The organism is Streptomyces sp. NBC_00075 (assembly GCF_045041225.1).
Lineage (GTDB): Bacteria > Actinomycetota > Actinomycetes > Streptomycetales > Streptomycetaceae > Streptomyces > Streptomyces adonidis.
In genome coordinates this window covers 9,513,425-9,532,387 of record NZ_CP108243.1, presented here as the reverse complement: position 1 = coordinate 9,532,387, position 18,963 = coordinate 9,513,425, and the positions used below count along the sequence as shown (strand labels likewise).

Below are 18,963 nucleotides of genomic sequence, written 5' to 3'. Positions count from 1 at the left end.
GAAAACCCTACCCAACCCCCCGCCCCGCCACCCGCAACGCATCCACCGCCGCCCGAATCGACGGCCGCCGATCCGCATCCGCCCGCCAGACGACGTACACATGCCGCCGCACCCGCTGCCGAAGCGGCACGGTGACAACCCCGTCAGGCACAGGGTGACGCCCAAGCAGCGGCGCGATACACACGCCAAGGCCCTCCGCGACCAACGCCAACTGCGTATGCGTCTCCGCCGCCCGATGCCCGATACACGGCTCGACCCCCTTCGACCGCAGCGTGAACATCAGCCATTCATGGCAGAACTCCCCCTCCCCCCAAGTGATCCACTCGTCCTCGGCGAACTCCCCGAGATCCACCTCGTTCCGACCGGCGAGCGGATGCCCGACCGGCATCGCCACATCCGCCGGATCATCGAGGATCGCCGACTTCACCAGCCCGTCGGGCAACGGCATCGGCTTGTTGTACCAGTCGAGTACGACCGCCAGATCGAGATCCCCCCGCACCACCCCGGCAACCCCCGCCTCCGGTTCCAGCTCGCACGACCGCAACCGCAACCCGGGATGCTCGGCGCGCAGGGCCGCGAGCGCGGCCGGGAACAGTCCGCGCGCGGCGGTAGGGAACGCCGACAGCCGCAACTCACCCACCACCTGCCCTCGTTGCGCCTCCAGATCGGACTGGGCCAGCTCGACCTGGGACAGGATGCGCGCGGCATGGTCGGCGAGCAGCCGTCCGGCGTCGGTGAGCCGCACGCCCCGCCCGTTCTTGGCGAGGAGTTGTTGCCCCACCTCCCGCTCCAGCTTGGACATCTGCTGCGAGACGGCCGACGTCGTCACATGCAGCCCCTCGGCGGCCCCGCTGACCGAGCCGTGCCGGGCGAGGGCGTCGAGGGTGCGCAGGCGCTCCAGATTCAACATGTAAGCAATTCTACGAGATGAGCCGAACAAACGCTCGCTTGTGCTACGAGATCAACTCAGGGACCGTAGGAGCATGAGCCGCGCCATCACCACAAACCCCACGACGCCAGCACTCGCACCCACACCCACGACCTCCCCGCCCCACCGCTTCCCCGCGTTGGACTGGCGCATCCGCTTCGGCGTGCTCTCCCTGATCTGGGGCTTCAGCTTCCTGCTGATCAAGGTCGGCACACAGGGGTTCGCCCCGTTCCAGGTCACCTTCGGCCGACTGCTGTTCGGTACGGCGGTCCTGGCGGCGGCGCTGGCCGTGAAGCGGGAGCGACTCCCCCGGGGCACACGCACGTGGGGGCATCTCGCGGTGGCCGCGTTCCTCCTGAACGCACTGCCGTTCTCCCTGTTCGCGTACGCGGAGCTGACGATCCCGTCCACGCTCGCCGGCATCTGCAACGCGACCTCGCCACTGTGGGGCATGGCCCTGTCCCTGGTCGCGCTCTCGGAGGACCGTCCGACACGGGTGCGGGTGGCCGGTCTCGGCCTGGGCTTCATAGGCGTACTGACCGTCCTCGGCGCCTGGCAGGGCTTCCACGGCCTGGACACGAAGGGCACGGCACTGGCCCTGCTGGCCTCGCTCAGCTACCCGATCGGCTGGATCTACGTCCGCCGCACACTGGCGGGTTCGGGCCACTCCCATCTGTCGCTCAGCGGCGCCCAGTTGCTGCTGGCCACACTCCAACTGGCCGTGGTGACCCCGCTGTTCACCTCCATACCCGACGGCCTCCCCGTCGGCCCGCTGCTCGCGATCGTCGCCCTGGGCGCACTGGGCACGGGCTTCGCGATGCTGCTCCAGTACGGCCTGGTCGCGGAGACTGGCCCGACGACCGCCCAGATGGTCACGTACTTCATCCCGGTCATCGCCACGATCGCGGGCGTCACCCTGCTCGGCGAGACCCTGACCTGGTCGACACCGGTGGGCGCGGTGGTGGTGCTGGCCGGGGCAGCCCTCACCCAGGTCGGCACGGGCCGCCGGGCGCGGCCTGGCCGCTCCGCGGGTGCCTTCCCGCAGGAGGGCCCCAGCGATGTCGTCGTGGCTCCACTTCCCCCCACTCGCGACGTGGCCCGGCCGGGGACACCCGAAACTCCGGCAGCGGCTGATGCGAGCACCACCTCCGCCTGGCAGCCGGACGCACCACACACGCCAACCGCCAACCGGCACCCAACCGGAGCACCACGGCCTTCCGTGCCCCACCACGAGCGAGCGGACAAGTCCTAGACGTAGGTCCGCTCCTAGACGTAGGTCCGCGCCCCCACCGACCCCACAGCCGAAGCAATCGCATCCGCCAGCAGCCCCGTCTCCACCTCCGTAAGCGTCGCCACAGTCACCCTGATCCCGGACGGCGCGTTCATCCGGAAGCGGGCTCCAGGGGCGACAGCCCACCCCGCATGCAGCAGCCGGGCGACCGCGCCGGTCTCGTCCGGGACCGGGATCCACACGTTCAGCCCGCTGCGCCCATGGGCCGCGACCCCGCGCCGCGCGAGCGCGTCGATCAGCGCGTCCCGGCGCCGCCCGTACGCCGAGGCCACCGCGCGCGCGTCCAGCGCGTCGTCGGCCCACAGCCGCACGACGGCCCGTTGGAGCAGCCGGCTGACCCACCCCGGCCCGAGCCGCTGCCGCCCCCGGACCCGGTCGACAGTGACGGGGTCGCCGGTGAGGACGGCCAGGCGCAGGTCGGGGCCGTACGCCTTGGCGACCGAGCGGACGAAGGCCCAGTGCCGGGTGGTCCCGGCCAGCGGGTGGAGGGGCTGGTCGACGATCCGGTAGCCGTGGTCGTCCTCGATGAGCAGGGTCTCCGGGTGCTCCCGGAGGACAGAACGCAGGGCACGCGCACGCGTGGCGCTCACGACCGCCCCGGTCGGGTTCTGCGCCCGGTCCGTGACGATCAGCGCCCGGGCCCCGGCCGCCAACGCCCGCCGTACGTCCTCGGCGAGCGGCCCCTCGTCGTCGACACCCACCGGGACCATACGCAGCCCGAGCGCCGGTACGAGGTCCAGCAGCCCGCCCCACCCGGGGTCCTCGACAGCGACGGTGTCACCGGGCTTGAGGTGTACGGCGAGGATGCGCTCGATGCTGTCCAGCGCACCGGAGGTGACGGCGAGGGGTCCGTCGGGCACACCGTCGGCGTCGAGGTCGGCGCGGGCGATCCTGGCCAGCTCCGGTTCCACGGTGGCGGACCCGTAGAGCACCGGCGCCCGGTCACCCTGTTCGCCGGCCGCCGCGAACGCCGCCGCAAGTGAGGGCAGCAGCGCCGGATCGGGGTTGCCGTCCGCCACGTCCCGTACACCGGACGGCACCTCCACCCGGATGTACTCGCGCCCGGTGGTGGCCGGCTTGGAGCGCACCCGGCTGCCGCGCCGCCCATGCGTCTCGATGACCCCGCGTTCCCGCAGCGTGCGATAGGCGGCGGCGACCGTATTGGGATTCACCCCGAGCCGCTCCGCCAACTCCCGCATGGGCGGCAGCAGTTGACCGGGTTCCAGCTCCCCGGCACCCACCGCGCGTTCGACGCTCGCGGAAATCTCTGCTGCACCCCGACCTTCGATCGGATATTCTCCTAGCACAACAGAGATTATGCACTAGTGCAATATGGACCGCAAGGAGACCACGATGCCGGGGACCACCGCAGAGGACGCAGCACAGAGCACAGCCGACGACACCTACCCCCCGACCGACCGCACGGTCCCCACCCGCTCCCCCAACCGGGCCTCGTACGACAAGGAGTCGGTGCACGCGATCCTCGACGAGGGGTACGTGTGCCACCTCGGCTTCGTCCGGGACGGCGCGCCGGTCGTGCTGCCGACGCTGTACGGGCGGCTAGGCGAGCGTCTCTACGTGCACGGATCGACGGGCTCGCGCCCGCTGCGGATGACGGGCAAGGCGGATCCGGGGCTGCCGGTCTGCCTCACGGTCACGCACGTGGACGCGCTGATCCTGGCCCGGTCCGCCTTCCACCACTCGATCAACTACCGCTCGGTGGTCGTCCACGGCCTCGCCCACCAGGTGACGGACCCGGACGAGAAGCGCCTCGCCCTGGACGTCCTGGTCGACAACGTCGTGGCCGGCCGCTCGGCCGACTCACGGCCCGCCAACGCCAAGGAACTCGCCGCCACCGCCGTGATCCGCATCGACCTCGCTGAGGTCTCCGCGAAGGTGCGCACGGGCGGGGTGAACGACGAGCCCGAGGACCTCGCCCTCCCCCACTGGGCCGGCGTGGTCCCGCTGCGCAAGGGCTACGAAACCCCCATCTCCGACGCCGAGTTGGCGCCCGGCACCCAGCTTCCCGGCTATCTCGAGGCTCTCTGATCCAGATGCTGATCCATCCCTGGGACGCGCCGCGCGAGGACGCGGAGTGGCAACAGTGGCTGTCCGTCCACGACTTCGGCCAGCTCGCGGTGAGCGGCCTGCCGGGCGAGGCGCCGTACGTCCAGCCGCTGCACTTCGCCTACGACCCCGAGCGCGCCGAAGCGGTCACCCACCTGGCCCGCCCCAACCCGCTCTGGCCCGCGCTGGAGAGGAACCCGGCCGTGCTGCTCAGCGTGGTCGACGACTACACGTTCATCCCCGGCCCGTGGCAGGCCGCACCGGACGGCCCGCCCGAGCACGGCACCCCGACGAGCTTCTACGCGGCCGTCCAACTCCACTGCACCGCCCACGTCGTGGACGACCCGACGGAGAAGGCCGCCCTGCTCAACCGCCAGATGGGCCACTTCCAGCCGGAGGGCGGGTCGGCACGGGTGGCGGCGGGCGAGGAGCCGTACGGGCGGATGCTCGCCGGTATCCGTGGCATCAGGCTCGAAGTGACGGACGTACGGGCGAAGTTCAAGTACGCCGAGAAGAAGCCCGCCGAGGTCCAGGACCGTATCGCGGCCGGTCTTGCGGCGCGGGGCAGGCCACGGGACGCGGCGGCGTCGGCGGTTCAGCGGCGCAGGCGGGGTCTGTAGCGGACCTCAACTCCCGTCGGCGTTCGGCTCGTCGGCGACCGACGCGTCACCGTGCCGCCGCGGCCGCTGCTCCGGTTGCTGCTCGTCGGCCTTCGTACGCCCGGCGAATTCCGGGGCGTTGAGGCTCCCCAGCAGCCCCAGCAGCTCCGCGTCACGGCTGCCGGGCTCGGCGTGGAAGACGACGAGGAGGAGGCCGTCCGAGCTGCCGATGTCAAGCTTGTCGCAGTACAGGTCGAGGTCGCCGACCTGGGGGTGGGACAGCTTGCTGACGCGTGCGCGCATGGGGACGACGTCGTGGCGCCCCCAGAGCACCCGGAAGCGCTCACTGCGCAGGGACAGCTCCCCGACCAGTTCGACCAGGCGCGGATCGTCGACGTCGGCGCCGGCCCTCGCCCGCACGCTCGCGACGATCCCGGCGGTCAGGTCCTCCCAGTCGCGGTGCAGTTCGCGCGCGGCGGGGTCGAGGAACACGGACCGCAGCAGGTTCACGCCGGGGACGTAGTCCGGGGACAGCGCGCGGCACAGCGCGTTCGCCGCGAGCACGTCGGTGTACCGGTCCTGCACATAGGCGGGGTTCGTGGTCCAGCCGTCGATGAGCTTCCGGATGGTCATCGGCACCTGGGCCGGTTTCGCCGCCCGTCTGCGCGGTGCGGGCCGCCGCCCGGTTCCCGTCAGGCCGACCAGGTGGCGGGTCGCGTCGGCGTCGAGGCGCAGCACCCGGGCGAGCGCTTCGAGCACCTGGACGGACGGATTGCGGTCCCGTCCCTGCTCAAGCCGCAGGTAGTAGTCGGAGCTGATGCCAGCGAGCGTCGCGACCTCCTCCCGGCGCAGCCCGGGCACCCGCCGCAGACCGCCGCCGCTGAGCCCTACGTCCTCGGGCCGGACCAGCTCCCGGCGGGCCCGCAGAAACTCACCGAGCACGTTGTTGGCGTCCATACCCACCACCGTAGAGCGGACGGCCCGGGATGTGGGTGTCCCTGTCGCCCCCAGGAACATCGGGGTACTGCCACCCGGGTACGGATCGCGGCAGAGTCGGTCCGGACCACGACGAACGACACCCGCTGACGACTCACGTCGTCCGACGACGTCCGACGACCACCTCAGCGGTACGCGACGAAAGGCAACACCATGGCCGACACCGTCTCCGGCGGAACCCTCACCCCGGCCGAGGGTCTGACCCTGACCCGTATGGGGTACGGCGCCATGCAACTGGCGGGCCCCCATGTGTTCGGGCCGCCCAAGGACCCCGACGAGGCCGTGGCGGTGCTGCGCGAGGCCGTCGACCGGGGCATCACCCACATCGACACCAGCGACTTCTACGGACCCACGGTCGTCAACGAACTCATCAGGAAGGCCCTGTCCCCCTACCCCGCCGACCTCCGCATCGTCACCAAGGTGGGCGCCCGGCGCGGCAGCGACGCCAGCTGGCTGCCCGCGCTGGACCCCGAGAGCCTCAGGTCGGCCGTCCACGACAACCTCCGGAACCTCGGCGTGGACGTCCTCGACGTGGTGAACCTGCGGGTCGGTGCGGACGAGATGGCCGGTGAGCAGCCGCTCAGCGAGCAGTTCGGGGTCCTGGCCGAGCTACAGAAGGAAGGCCTGATCCGGCATCTCGGGGTCAGTGCGGTCAGCTCCGCCCAGTTGACCGAGGCGCAGGCCATCGCCCCGGTCGTCACCGTGCAGAACCTCTACAACCTGGCCAACCGGGAGGACGACGCGCTGGTCGAGCGGTGCGCGGCGGAGAACATCGCCTTCGCGCCCTTCTTCCCGCTCGGCGGCTTCACCCCGCTCCAGTCGCGGACCCTCACCGAGGTCGCCGCCCGTCTCGGCGCCTCGCCGCAGCAGGTCGCCCTGGCCTGGCTGCTCCAGCGTCGGCGAAACGCGCCCACCTCCGCGAGAACATCGCGGCGGCGGACCTGACGCTGCCGGCGGACGCCATCGCGGAACTGGACGCGATCGGCGACGCGAAGGACCCTTCGCAGGACGCCTGAGCCTCAGCCGAACGCCCCTCCGGGTTCGGCACGCTCCAGCACACCGGCACGGGCACCGCGCGTCTCCGCCACCGCGAGCCCCGCCACCGCGCCCAGCATCAGCAGGGTGCCCACGACGGTCGCCGCCGTCAGCCGCTCACCGAGCAGGGTGACGGCGAGGACCGCCGCGCTCACCGGTTCCAACAGCATGATCACGGAAACGGTCGCCGAGCGGACGACGGCCGCCCCCGCGAAGTACAGCCCGTACGCGAGGGCGGTCGGCACGGCAGCGACGTACACCACCAACCCGATGAACCGCAGGCCGTCGCCGGTGTGCGGCAGGAGCCCCTCGGCGAGCGCGAACGGCAGCAGGCACAGCGTGGTGACGCCGAAGGCCCTGACGGACGCACCGAACGCGTCCGTCTCCCCGTCCCGCCCCCACCACCGGGTGAGGAGGGTCATCAGGGCGTACCCGGCCGCCGACAGCGCGGCCCAGGCGACACCCGACGGCCGGACCTCGGCGCCGCCGCTGCCCAGCACCAGCACGGCAAGCCCGGTGAGCGCCCCGGCGACGGCGACGGTCCCGCCCGCGCCCAGCCGCTCACCCATGGTCAGCCGGGCGCCCAGCGCGATGAGGACGGGCCCGGCGCCCAGTGTGACGACGGTGGCGACCGCGAGGCCGGTGGCCTGGACGGAGGCGAAGTAGGCGGTCTGGAACACGGCGAGCGAGAGCCCGGTGACCCCGGCACGCAGAGCCTTGCGGCGCCACGGCCCGGACCTGACGGCCGTCCCCGTACGGCAGAACAGCGACCGGACGAGGAGCAACAGCACGAAGCCGCCCGCGCAGCGCCAGAAGGAGAGGGCGACGGGCCCCATGTCGCTCACCCGGTAGACGAGGGAGGCGGCGGCACCCGCGGTGCCCCAGGCGGCACCGGCGACGATCAGAAAGAGCAGGCCCCGCCCGATGGGCAGGCCGGAAACGGCGTTCGACACGTTCGACACGAGAGTCTCTCCGCAGCCGCGTGGGGACCGGCCGAAGGGCGGCGACCGCGCGGAAGATGACGAAAGGACCCGGGCCCTCAAGGCTCGACGGGGGTCCTCGGACTTCGTCTGCGGGCAGAACCGTTCAGCCCGACGTCGAGTCGATGCGTCGGACATGTTCTCGGGGAAGCCCGCCTCAGACGGCCGGAGGCGGAAGGACGAGTGCTCGCGCGTGCATGATCGCGACCCTACGCGGCGGTACGACGGGCCGCCACATCCTTTTCGGGGCCGCGGGCGACCGGCTCGGCCGACCCCTTGGCGGGAGCCGAGGACTGTGCGATGAACGCGCCCACGAGCACGATCACGCCCCCGACGATCTGCGGCGCCGACAGATGCTCGCCCAGCAGCACCCAGGCCAGCACGGTCGCGACGACCGCCTCCAGACACGCCACGACACCGGCGACCTGCGGCGAGAGCCGCCGCACGGAGAGCACGCCCGTGACGTACGCGACGACCGTGGCGGCGAGCACGATCCAGCCCAGCAACAGCCCGGCCGCGACCGGTGTGCCGTCCATGTCCGCGGTGCCCGCGAGCACGGACCAGTCCATACTCCACGGACGCGCCACGACGGTCAGCACGAGGGCGCCGACCAGGAGGCCGTACGCGATGACGCCGAGCGGGTCGGGCGCCTCGTCGCCCGCGTCGCTGCCCTGGTCGGACAGGACGAAGTAGCCGACCTGGCAGCACGCGGCGGCGAGCGCGAGCAGCAGCCCCATGGCGTCGAAGCTCAGCCCGGACCACACCTCGACGACACAGGCGAGCCCGCCGACCGCGAGGACGACACCGAGGGCGGCGGCGCGGGTCACGGGCCGCCGCTGCACGAACCGCACCCAGCCGAGCACGAGCGCGGGCGCGAGGTACTCGACGAGCAGGGCGACCCCTACGGGGATGCGGGAGATCGAGGCGAAGTAGAAGGCCTGGACGCCGGCCACGGCGAGCAGTCCGAACCCGGCGAGCAGCGCGGGCCGCCGACGCACCAGCGCGCGGTGCCGCACGGCCAGGGGCAGCATCACGAGAGCGGCGCCCGTCACGCGCAGCCACACGACGTGCAGGGGGTCGAGTCCCGCCTCGATCAACGGCTTGGCCGCGACCCCGGACCCGCCGAACGCGACCGCCGACACCAGCGCGAGCCCGAGCCCGACACCCCTGCCCCGACCGACCTCACCGCTCCCTGACGTACGCACCGGCACATGATGACAGGCGACGACATGACCGTCACCCCCGATGACACCTGTCTCACGAGCTGGACGGCCCACCGGAGCCCGCCGAGCGGACCCACACCTCAGCCGCCGCCGTCAGTACCCCAGACGTACTCCTCCCACCCCACCACCGGCGATTCGGCCTGTCGCAGCCGTGCCACCAACTCCCCCGCGTCGACTCCGCCCCGCCCGAGCACCTCGACGGCCCGGGACTCCGGATCCCCGACGATGGCCGCGAGCAGATCGACGCCACGCGCGCGTGGGTCACCGCGCCGCCCGGCCCGCTCGCACGCCTCCTCCAGCGCCCCCGCCGCGACCGGCGACCAGCCGACGGCCGTACCAGCCGCCCCGGGGAGTACGGGCAGTGCCCCGGAATCCTCGACGGAGCCCTGCCAGCGCAGCCCGTACCCGATGCTGCGCTGCACGAGATAGCCGAGCAGCCGCGCGACCTGCGGACTGTCGGCCTCGAACACCGCGCGCACCTCGGGATCGGACTCCAGGAGGGTGTGCAGCAGATGGGCCGTGTCGATCTGCCGGTCCCCGTCCCGCAGTGCCCGTCTGCGCGCACCGGCCACCACCGCTGCCAGCTCTGCGGTGAGCCTGGCATCGCTGTCCACGCGGTTCGCACCGTGCTCAGTGGTCGACTGCCGGGGAATACGGGGTTGCACATCCCCTACCCCATCAGTCCCAGTCGATCCGGTCATCCCCGTGGCGCACCATTTCCGCGTCCCACGGAAGGTGGGCATCGGGGGCGGAATCTCCTCCTTACGGATGACATCACGCCGCTTCGACCCGAAGTCGACGCAAGGGGCGCACACACCCTTGCCGCACGCCCCGGGCGCAACCGGGGCCCGCCCTCGCACGTCCCACTCCAACATGGAGAGCAGGTGCTGGCTGGTGGCGCTGCCGGCCACGGACGGCCGGCAGTACGTCTACCGGGTCTACGCCCCGGAGGACGCGCTGCCGGCCGACCTGTTCTGGGAGGCATGGCACTGCCACGAGGAAGGCCCCTTCCCACGCGCGTGGGACCTGTTCGACGCGGCGGTGATACGGCGGGTGAGCTGACCCCGCCCCCCAACCACGAACCTGACTGCTCGTCAGTATTGAATGTTCCGGCCCTTACGGCTACGTTCCGCGACACCGCAGCCCGAGACACAGAGGTGGTCGCATGGCCGAAATAAGCGCGGAGGCACGCATCCAGGCACCGGCGGAGAAGGTCTGGGCGCAGCTGACGGACTGGCCGGCGTACGGAGAGTGGAACGCGACCCACACGAGCTTCCCGAAGGGCGGCCCCTCCGCGCTGGAGGTCGGCGGCACCTTCGAGGAGAACATGAAACTGATGGGCTTCCCGGCCGAGGTCGAGTGGACCATCGACGAGTTGGAGCCCGCCCGCACCCTGTCGATCCGGGGCAAGGGCCCGATGGCCGTGACCGTCGCCACGCGCTACACGCTCACGCCCGACGGCGACGCCACGACGGTCCGGATCGACGGCGAGTTCACCGGCGCGGCGGTCTCCCTGATGGCCGGCAAGCTGAAGGACTCGGGAACGGCGGCCCTGAACGAGTCCCTGCGCAAACTGGCCGGCCTGGTGGCCTGAGCCCGCCCGTTGGCGCCGTACGACAGCACAAAGGCGCCCCGCGGACACTTCCGCGGGGCGCCAGTGCGCATCAGGGAGACAGGTCGCCAGGGGCGAACACGTCTCCGAGGACGACCCATCAGTCCTCGTCGGCGAGGATCAGATACAGCTTCTTACGGGCATCACCGATGACCGTGAGCGCCTTCTCGCGCTGCTCCTTGCTGCCCGTCTTCCAGACCTGGCCGAAGGCCTCCATCAGACCGAAGCCGGCCTGGCGGATGTCGTTCAGTGCCTCCCAGTCGACGCCGCGCCCGGCCTCTTCCCAGGGCGCGTCGGGACCCTCGTCGGCCGCCGTACGGCCGGCCTCGGTGAGCGAGAACAGCTTCTTGCCGCCCTCGGTCTCACTGACGATCAGGCCCTCGTCCTCCAGCAGCTGAAGGGTGGGGTAGACCGAGCCGGGGCTGGGCTTCCACGCCCCACCGCTGCGCTCGGCGATCTCCTGGATCATCTCGTAGCCATGCATGGGCCGGTCCTTCAGCAGGGCCAGGATCGATGCGCGGACATCACCGCGCCGTGCCCTGCCCCGCGGTCCGCCCCGGCCGCCGCGCCCGCCCCAGGGACCCGGGCCGAAGCCAGGACCACCAGGACCGCCGGGGCCGCCGAAACCGGGCCCGAAGGGACCGAAGGCGGCTCGCCGCCCGGGACCACCATGACCGTGTCCGCGTCCGGAACCGAAGCCCGGACCGAATTCCTCTCCATGGGAACGCATCGCAACCACTCCATTCGTTGCCTTGTCGTTGATCTGTCGCGATGCGTCAACGATATATCGGAACTGTGCGAGCGACAACCCCCAAAAAGAAGTGACCCAGACCACACCAGAAACGAAGCCGTTTCGATAGCGCCGAGAGCTAGGCTGACGAATACCGAAGTGAACGAAACAGTTTCGTACAAGGAGAGTGCCCGCCATGGCCTCCGTACTCGTCGCCCACCGTCAGTCCCTACAGCGTCTCGGCCTGCGCATGCTCCTCGCCGCCGAGCCCGACCTGACCGCCGTGGGCGAGGCAACGAGCGGTGCCGAGGCAGTGCGCATGAGTGCCGCACTCGGCCCCGACGTAGTCCTGATGGACACCTCGGTGGTCGACACGGACGGGGTCGACGTCATCAGCCGCATCACCCGCCCTCCCACCCTGCTCCCGATCACGGAGTCAGCCAGAACCACCAAACACCACCGCCCGCGCGTACTGCTCCTGACCCCCACCGACCACGAGCGGCACGCCTACGCGGCCCTGCGCGCCGGAGCCGGCGGCTTCCTCCCCCAGGACGCCACCCCCGGGGAACTGGCCGCGGCCGTCCGCATAGTGGCCGCCGGAGACGCCGTCACGACCCCCAGCCTCACCCGAGCCCTGATCGACACCGTCCGCCACGAACACACCACCGGCCCACTCCACCGGGAGACAGAACTCGACACCCTCACCCGACGCGAACGCGACGTCCTCACCGCGGTAGCCGCCGGCTGGTCCAACACCGAGATCGCCACCCGCCTGTCCATCTCCCCGACCACGGTCAAATCCCACGTCAGCCGCATCCTCGCCAAGATCGGCGCCCGCGCACGCGTACAGGCGGTGGTCTTCGCGTACGAGTCAGGCCTCGTACGCCCAACGGCAGCCTGACACCCTCCACCTTCACCGCTTCCACAGCACAGGCGGTGCCTCTTCAGCACCGACCGGGGCATTCCAGCCCGTCCGGCGTCTGAGGACAAGCGCGTCCAGCGGGACCCTCCCACCCGCGCCCGCCACTCCAGCCGTCCGGCGCTTGAGGAAAGCACATCCAGCGCGAGCCCCTTTCCCACCCACCCGCACCCCCACCACCCAGCCCGTCCAGCGCTTGAGGACGAGCGCGCCACCACCCTCCAGCCCGTCCGGCGTTTGAGGACGAGGCCGTTCAGGCCGACAGCGGGGGTCTGGGGGCGCAGCCCCCAGGGATGGGAACGGGTAGGGGCGGCGGGGGCGAAAACCCTCACCACCCAAACCCCCACCCCCCAACCAGGTCCAACACCCCCGAATTGGCCTTGGCCCCCCACCCCACCACCCCCCTAGCGTCATCCCATGCGCATTCGAATCGTCGACGCCTTCACAGACCACCCCTTCGCCGGCAACCCCGCCGGCGTCATGCTCCTCGACGCCTTCCCAGACGACACCCGCCTCCAGCGAATCGCCCTCGAGGTCAACCACGCCGAGACGGCATTCACCCACCCCCTCCCCAAGGGCGGCAACGCCGACTGGGCCCTGCGCTGGTTCACCCCCGCCGCCGAAGTCGCGATGTGCGGCCACGCCACCCTCGCCACGGCCCACGTCCTGCACACCACAGGCGCCCACACAGGCCCCGTACGATTCGCGACCCTCAGCGGTGTCCTCATCGCGACACCCCGCGAGGACGGCTCGATCACCCTCGACTTCCCGACCGCCCCGCTCACCCGCGTAGAGCCCCCCGCCGGACTCACCGAGGCCCTGGGCGCCGAGCCCCTCACGGCCTTCGACACCGGCCCGAACATCAACGACCTGCTGATCGAGGTCGCCGACGAGAAGACGGTCCTGGGCCTCTCCCCCGACCTCAAGGCCCTCGCCGCCCACTCGGAACGCGGCATCATCGTCACCGCCCGCGCCGACAACCCCGCCGACGGCTACGACTTCGTCTCGCGCTGCTTCTTCCCGCGGATCGGCATCGACGAGGACCCGGTCACCGGCAGCGCCCACACGGCCCTCGCCCCCTACTGGTCCGAGCGCCTGGGCCGCAACGACCTCACCGGCCTCCAGGCCTCCGCCCGCAGCGGCCTGGTCCGCACGGAACTCCGCGGCGACCGCACCCTGCTGACCGGCCGGGCGATCACCACCATCGACGGCGAACTGCTCGTCTAGAGCCAAGGCATCCCGGCCACACAAAAGGGGCGTACGAAACCCTCGTACGCCCCTCAACTCATCCTTGAATCACCCCTGCCTCACCCCTGCCTCACCCCTAATTCACCCCCGCCCCGCCCCCTCCGAACCGCTCACGCGACAGGCAGCCACGGCACCTTCCCCGCCAGCAGCGCATACCCCACGAACGCCCCGATGTCGAGCAGCGAATGCGCCACGACCAGGGGCCCCACCCGCCCCCACCGCCGGTAGAGATACACGAACACCACGCCCATCACCATGTTGCCGATGAACCCGCCGATGCCCTGGTACAGGTGGTACGACCCCCGCAGTACGGAACTGGCCACCAGAGCCGTCCCCGGTGTCCACCCCAGCTGGTTCAGCCGCCGCAGCAGATACGCGACGACGATCACTTCCTCCAGTACGGCGTTCTGCACCGCCGAGAGGATCAGCACCGGGTACTTCCACCACACCTCGGGCAGCGCCTCCGGCACCACCGTGAGGTTGAAGCCGAGACCACGTGCCGCCAGGTAGAAGGCGATTCCGCTGCTGCCGATCACCGCCGCGATCGCGGCCCCTCGGCCGAGGTCGGACCAGGGCCGGGTGCGGTCGAAGCCCAGCGTCCGCAGCCCCTTGCCCTCGCGCAGCAGGAAGTGCGCGACCAGCGCGACCGGTACCAGAGACGTCGTGATGCCGAAGAGCTGCCAGGCCAGATCCAGCCATGGGCGGCCCGGCGCGGCCGAGGCGTTGAGGGTGGCCGCCTGGTCCTTGAGGCCTCCCGGTTTCGTGACTGATCCGACAAAGCTGATCAAGGAGGAGATACCGCTCGCGCCGAGCGAAAGCCCCAGAACCAACAGCGTCTCGTCCCGGAGCATCCGTCGCGACGGCCGCTCCTCAGGAAAAGAATCAGCCACCGCGCCCGCCTCCACCTGCACTCCTGCCTCCAGTTGTTCAATCCCGCCGCATCCCCGTCCTCGCCCCGCTAGGGTCTCGAAAGAAGTTGCGAAGAACCTGCGCGACAGGCCGTTGGGGGGCGGACGCCTCTCCCGGCGTGCCTCCCCTTTCCCTGCCATACGGCCCATGCAGCCGATTCAGCTCATACGGCTGTTTCGCGCCACGTGTTCTGTTCACCAGGGAAGGACCCCACCGTCATGGGACGTCACAGCTTGCCCGATCGACCTGAACCGGGCACCGGCGACCCCCGTCCACGCACCCGCCGCCGCACGGTCGCCATCGCCACGGCGCTCGTCCTCACCATCGCCGGAGGCACGGCGGTCGCCGTGCAGACCGGTCTGCTCTCGTTCGGTTCGTCGTGCCGGGACGACCCGGTACGACTGACGCTCGCCGCCTCCCCGGACCTGGCTCCCGCCCTGGAATCCGCGGCGGACCGGGCCCACGACGAGGGCGTCACCTCCGACGGGCGCTGCCTCGACATCGAGGTGACCGCCCGGGACTCGTACAAGGTCGCGGACGCGCTGCGCGCGGGCAAGCCGGCCGACGCCCAGATCTGGGTGCCCGACTCGGACGTCTGGGTCGAGCGCGTCACGGCCGACGGAAGGGCGACCCAGGTGACCGCCGTCGGCAACGTCGCCTCGACCCCGGTGGGCGTGGCCGTGGTGCCGGCCGCCGCGAAGGCACTGGGGTGGCCGCGGAAGACGTACTCCTGGACGGAGCTGGTCGGCGCCACCCTGGAGAACGACGACCTGGCGCTGGGCGCGGCCGACCCGGCGCGCAGCGCGACGGGCCTGCTGGCCCTGACCCAGCTCGGCACGGCCGCCGCGAAGACGAAGGACGGCGCCACCCAGGCCGCCGCCCTGATGAAGGCCCTGTCACAGCGTGTCTCCGACAGCGACGGCCAGGTTCTGGACACCCTGCCCCGCGACTCCTCGGGCACCGAACAGGGCAACCCCAAACGCAACCGGACCCTCGTCCTGTCCGAACAGGCGGCGTACGCGTACAACTCGTCGGCGGACAAGGCCCAGAACCTGGGCATGTTCTACCCCGAGGACGGATCACCCCGGCTCGACTACCCGTACACCCTGATCGACGGCACAGAACTGACAACCGACCAAAGCCGGGCAGCGATCCGCTTCATGACGTTTCTGCGCGAGCCCGAGCAGCACAAGCTCCTGGAGCGGCAGGGCTTCCGGACCGACACCGATGAGGCCCCGAGCGCGCTGATCGCCCGGGCGGGCGGCCGTGCCCCGCAGCCGTACGCGCGCACGGCCGGCGAACCCGCGTCGGCGGCGGCGCTCCAGGAGGCCCTCGGCACCTGGACGATCACCGTGCAGAGCGCCCGGATCACAACGGTCGTCGACGCGTCCTTCTCCATGACGGAGCCGGTGCCGGGCACGGCCCGAACCCGGATGGACGTCACAAAGGCATCACTCCTCCAGGCCCTCGCCACCTTCACCCCCGAGGACGAGATCGGCCTGTGGGAGTTCTCCACGAAGCTGGACGGCGCCAAGGACTACCGCGTCCTGGTCCCGACGGAACGCCTGGGCGACCGCAAAGGCAACGGCACCCAGCGCGACCGCCTCTCGACGGCGTTCGGCGACCTGGAACCGGTCCCGGGCGGCGCGACGGGCCTCTACGACACGACCCTGGCCGCCTACAAGTCGGCGACGTCCTCGTACGCGAAGGGCAAGTTCAACGCACTGGTCATCCTGACCGACGGCGTGAACGAGGACCCCGGCAGCATCTCGCGCGCCGCCCTGATCCGCGGACTCCAGCAACTCACCGACCCCGAACGCCCAGTACCGCTGATCATGATCGCGGTAGGCCCGGAGGCCGACCGCGAGGAAGCCCAGCAGATCGCGACGGCAACGGGCGGCTCAGGCTACGAGGTGACGGACCCGACCCAGATCCACACAGTAATCCTCCAGGCAATCGTGGCAGCAGGCAGCGACGTCTGACCGCCACCTGCTCCCCAGAACCCCTGAAGCCGGGGCCCAGGGGCCTTGAGGCCCTGGGCCCCGGGTACCGAGGGCAGGCTGCCGGGGCCGGGTGCCGGAGGCCGGGTGCCGGAGGCCGGGGACCGGGTGCCGGAGACCGGGTGCCGGAGAGCGGAGAGCGGAGACCGGGTGCCGGGGACCGCGGGGGCCAGGGCCCGGGAGCCGGAAGCCAGGGGCCGGAGGCCAGGAACCGGAGGCCGAGAGCCAAGGACCGGAAGCCGGGAACCGGGAACCGGGAGCCGAAGGTCAGGGACGCGGGCCCGAGGCCAGAGGCGGGGATCGGAGCCTGAGGACCGAAGGCCGGAGGCCGGAGGCCGGAGGCCGGGTTCGGGAGGCCGGGTTCGGGAGGCCGGAGGCCGGAGGCCGGGTTCGGGAGGCCGGGTTCGGGAGGCCGGGGATGCGGGGCCAGGGACCGGGGCCGACGAGGCCCGGTGGCCGGGGCCCGGAGACCGGGGCCAGGGACCAGGGACCGGGGCCCGGAGACCGGAGACCGAAAACCGGTGGCCCGGGAACCGGGGGCCTGGAAGCCGCAGGCCGGGGCCCGGGAAGTGGAAGCCCGGGAGCCTGCCCAGAACCCAGAGCCCAGAGCCCAGGGACCGCAGGCCGCAGGCCGGGGCCCGGAAGCCCGGCCAAAGCCCGGGGCCCGGAAGCCGGGGCCGAAGGCCAAACCGGGCCCCCGGCATCGCTCACCCGAGAGGCACCGGCTCCGGCAACCCCACCGGCCAGGTGTGCACCGGCTCCCCGACGTGCATCAGCTCGCTGTAGCGCCGGGTCGTCGCGGCCAGCGCGGCGTCCCGGGACAGCCCCTTCTCCAGCGCCCGGTGGAAGGTGGCCGCCTGCCAGGACGCCCCGTTGGCCCGACGTCGGCACCGTTCCTCGATCACCCCGAGGTACAGGTCCCGGTCGGCGGGCTCGACCCCCCACGCGTCGAGGCCGGCCTCGGCGAGCGGCAGCAGTTCGTCCCGTACGAGATGCACCGCCTCGACCTCCGCGATGCCACCGAACCGACCGCCCCGGGGCCACTGGAACCGCGCATCGATCCCGTGCCGGCAGGCCGCGTCGAAGTTGGCGGCGGCGGCCTCGAAGGGCAGCCGGGTCCACACGGGCCGTGACTCCTCGGCGAGCGCCCGGACGAGCCCGTAGTAGAAGACCGCGTTGGCGATGACGTCCGTGACGGTGGGCCCGGCGGGCAGCACCCGGTTCTCGACGCGCAGATGCGGTACGCCGTCGGCGATGCCGTAGACCGGACGGTTCCAGCGATACACCGTGCCGTTGTGCAGCACCAGCTCGCCCAGCTTCGGCACTCCTCCCTCGTCGAGGACGTCCAGCGGGTCCTCGTCGTCGCAGATGGGCAGCAGCGCCGGGTAGTAGCGCAGGTTCTCCTCGAAGAGGTCGTACGCCGACGAGATCCACCGCTCCCCGAACCACGTGCGCGGCCGTACGCCCTGCGCCTGTAGCTCCGGCGGACGCGTGTCCGTGGACTGGGTGAACAGCGGGGGCCGCGACTCGCGCCACAGCTCACGGCCGAACAGGAAGGGCGAGTTGGCCCCGACCGCGATTTGCGCGGCGGCGATCGCCTGCGCCGCGTTCCACACATCGGCGAACCGCGCCGGAGTGACCTGGAGATGCAGTTGCACGGAGGTGCAGGCGGCCTCCGGAGCGATGGACTTCGACGTGCACGAGAGGCGCTCCACCCCGTCGATGTCGAGCGTGAAATCCTCCCCGCGCGCGGCCACGATCTGATCGTTGAGCAGGGTGTAGCGGTCGACGTCGGAGAGGTTGGAGGAGACCAGGTCGTCCCGGTCGAGCGTCGGCAGAATGCCGATCATCACGATCCCCGCGTCGACCTCCTTCGCCTTCCGGTGCGCATATGCCAGTGACGTACGGAGTTCCTCGGCGAGCCGGTCGAAAACCCGCCCGTCGAGACGATGGGGGGCGATGTTGACTTCCAGATTGAACATGGCGAGTTCTGTTTGGAAATCTCGGCTCGCGATCCTTTCAAGTACTTGCGCATTCATCATTTTCGGCATGCCGTCGGGCCCGACGAGATTCAGCTCGATCTCCAGGCCCAGGAGATTCTTGGGGCGGTCGAACCGCTTCTCGGCCAGCAGCCGCTCCAGCCCCGTCAGGCACTGCCGGAGCTTGGCGCGGTAACGCTGGCGATCGGACAGGTCGAACTGCCCCGCCACGACCTTCTCCCCCATCGAAGCGTCCCTTCCTCGAATGGGCAGGCCGAGGATCCGGCCACCGATGTCCCGGGTCACGTGGGATGATGCCCAGCCAGCGTGATTGATAACGTCCCACGCACGCCCGTGACCCGCTACGCTGGCCCATATGACCGGAGGCACATTCGTCCGGCATGGCGCTACAGACTTTGTGCGGACAAACGAGTCGACAGTTTCGCG

17 protein-coding genes and 1 pseudogene are annotated in these 18,963 nt (G+C 71.2%); 9 read left to right on the top strand and 9 right to left on the bottom strand.

The features are described 5' to 3' along the window. Window positions 1-7: 7 nt before the first annotated feature. Entirely contained in the window at window positions 8-910 is a 903-nt protein-coding gene (locus OG787_RS41755; protein ID WP_369032620.1) for a LysR family transcriptional regulator, read from the bottom strand. A 73-nt stretch (window positions 911-983) separates the two neighbouring features. Here OG787_RS41755 and OG787_RS41750 point away from each other — a divergent pair, with 73 nt between their 5' ends. Continuing rightward, on the top strand, window positions 984-2,180 hold the full coding sequence (locus OG787_RS41750) for a DMT family transporter (RefSeq protein WP_405538762.1): 1,197 nt from the start codon (window positions 984-986) through the stop codon (window positions 2,178-2,180). Between the two features lie 14 nt (window positions 2,181-2,194). Here the strand turns inward: OG787_RS41750 and OG787_RS41745 are convergent, their stop codons facing one another. Continuing rightward, the gene (locus OG787_RS41745) at window positions 2,195-3,526 is read right to left on the bottom strand and encodes an aminotransferase class I/II-fold pyridoxal phosphate-dependent enzyme (RefSeq protein WP_405538761.1); all 1,332 of its coding nucleotides are present in this window, start codon (window positions 3,524-3,526) and stop codon (window positions 2,195-2,197) included. A gap of 46 nt (window positions 3,527-3,572) precedes the next feature. Here OG787_RS41745 and OG787_RS41740 point away from each other — a divergent pair, with 46 nt between their 5' ends. Both OG787_RS41740 and OG787_RS41735 read left to right on the top strand, forming a co-directional pair. After that, a complete protein-coding gene (locus OG787_RS41740) occupies window positions 3,573-4,268 on the top strand; it encodes a pyridoxamine 5'-phosphate oxidase family protein (protein ID WP_369032623.1) in 696 nt (231 codons plus the stop codon). 5 nt (window positions 4,269-4,273) lie between these two features. Continuing rightward, entirely contained in the window at window positions 4,274-4,906 is a 633-nt protein-coding gene (locus OG787_RS41735) for an FMN-binding negative transcriptional regulator (RefSeq protein ID WP_369032624.1), read from the top strand. 6 nt (window positions 4,907-4,912) lie between these two features. On the opposite strand, the gene OG787_RS41730 is transcribed toward OG787_RS41735, so the two are convergent. Then, entirely contained in the window at window positions 4,913-5,842 is a 930-nt protein-coding gene (locus tag OG787_RS41730; protein WP_369032625.1) for a helix-turn-helix domain-containing protein, read from the bottom strand. A gap of 192 nt (window positions 5,843-6,034) precedes the next feature. Here OG787_RS41730 and OG787_RS41725 point away from each other — a divergent pair. Beyond that, window positions 6,035-6,897, top strand: a pseudogene (locus OG787_RS41725) (oxidoreductase). Window positions 6,898-6,900: 3 nt separating this feature from the next. Here the strand turns inward: OG787_RS41725 and OG787_RS41720 are convergent. The 3 genes from OG787_RS41720 to OG787_RS41710 all read right to left on the bottom strand — a co-directional run bounded on the left by OG787_RS41720 (window position 6,901) and on the right by OG787_RS41710 (window position 9,784). Continuing rightward, complete coding sequence (locus tag OG787_RS41720) at window positions 6,901-7,869, bottom strand: DMT family transporter (RefSeq protein WP_405540740.1); 969 nt, start codon at window positions 7,867-7,869, stop codon at window positions 6,901-6,903. Window positions 7,870-8,105: 236 nt separating this feature from the next. Further along, a complete protein-coding gene (locus tag OG787_RS41715; RefSeq protein WP_405540738.1) occupies window positions 8,106-9,107 on the bottom strand; it encodes an EamA family transporter in 1,002 nt (333 codons plus the stop codon). A gap of 92 nt (window positions 9,108-9,199) precedes the next feature. Continuing rightward, a complete protein-coding gene (locus tag OG787_RS41710) occupies window positions 9,200-9,784 on the bottom strand; it encodes a Clp protease N-terminal domain-containing protein (protein WP_405538759.1) in 585 nt (194 codons plus the stop codon). A 208-nt stretch (window positions 9,785-9,992) separates the two neighbouring features. Here OG787_RS41710 and OG787_RS41705 point away from each other — a divergent pair, with 208 nt between their 5' ends. Both OG787_RS41705 and OG787_RS41700 read left to right on the top strand, forming a co-directional pair. Then, the gene (locus OG787_RS41705) at window positions 9,993-10,181 is read left to right on the top strand and encodes a hypothetical protein (protein ID WP_369032629.1); all 189 of its coding nucleotides are present in this window, start codon (window positions 9,993-9,995) and stop codon (window positions 10,179-10,181) included. Window positions 10,182-10,284: 103 nt separating this feature from the next. Further along, window positions 10,285-10,713: an SRPBCC family protein gene (locus OG787_RS41700; protein WP_369032630.1), complete on the top strand. Its 429-nt coding sequence runs from the start codon at window positions 10,285-10,287 to the stop codon at window positions 10,711-10,713. 118 nt (window positions 10,714-10,831) lie between these two features. On the opposite strand, the gene OG787_RS41695 is transcribed toward OG787_RS41700, so the two are convergent. Continuing rightward, entirely contained in the window at window positions 10,832-11,461 is a 630-nt protein-coding gene (locus OG787_RS41695; protein WP_369032631.1) for a PadR family transcriptional regulator, read from the bottom strand. A gap of 196 nt (window positions 11,462-11,657) precedes the next feature. Here OG787_RS41695 and OG787_RS41690 point away from each other — a divergent pair, with 196 nt between their 5' ends. Both OG787_RS41690 and OG787_RS41685 read left to right on the top strand, forming a co-directional pair. Beyond that, a complete protein-coding gene (locus OG787_RS41690) occupies window positions 11,658-12,362 on the top strand; it encodes a LuxR C-terminal-related transcriptional regulator (protein ID WP_405538758.1) in 705 nt (234 codons plus the stop codon). Between the two features lie 435 nt (window positions 12,363-12,797). Continuing rightward, window positions 12,798-13,607, top strand: a complete 810-nt coding sequence (locus tag OG787_RS41685) for a PhzF family phenazine biosynthesis protein (protein WP_405538756.1) — start codon at window positions 12,798-12,800, stop codon at window positions 13,605-13,607. 131 nt (window positions 13,608-13,738) lie between these two features. On the opposite strand, the gene OG787_RS41680 is transcribed toward OG787_RS41685, so the two are convergent. Beyond that, window positions 13,739-14,539: a CPBP family intramembrane glutamic endopeptidase gene (locus OG787_RS41680; RefSeq protein WP_369037511.1), complete on the bottom strand. Its 801-nt coding sequence runs from the start codon at window positions 14,537-14,539 to the stop codon at window positions 13,739-13,741. A gap of 216 nt (window positions 14,540-14,755) precedes the next feature. Between OG787_RS41680 and OG787_RS41675 the strand changes: the two genes are divergently transcribed. Further along, window positions 14,756-16,519 (top strand): substrate-binding domain-containing protein, encoded by a 1,764-nt coding sequence (locus OG787_RS41675; RefSeq protein ID WP_369037512.1) that lies wholly within the window; start codon window positions 14,756-14,758, stop codon window positions 16,517-16,519. 725 nt (window positions 16,520-17,244) lie between these two features. Here OG787_RS41675 and OG787_RS41670 read toward each other — a convergent pair. Further along, entirely contained in the window at window positions 17,245-18,762 is a 1,518-nt protein-coding gene (locus OG787_RS41670; protein WP_369037513.1) for a glutamate--cysteine ligase, read from the bottom strand. Window positions 18,763-18,963 lie beyond the last annotated feature (201 nt).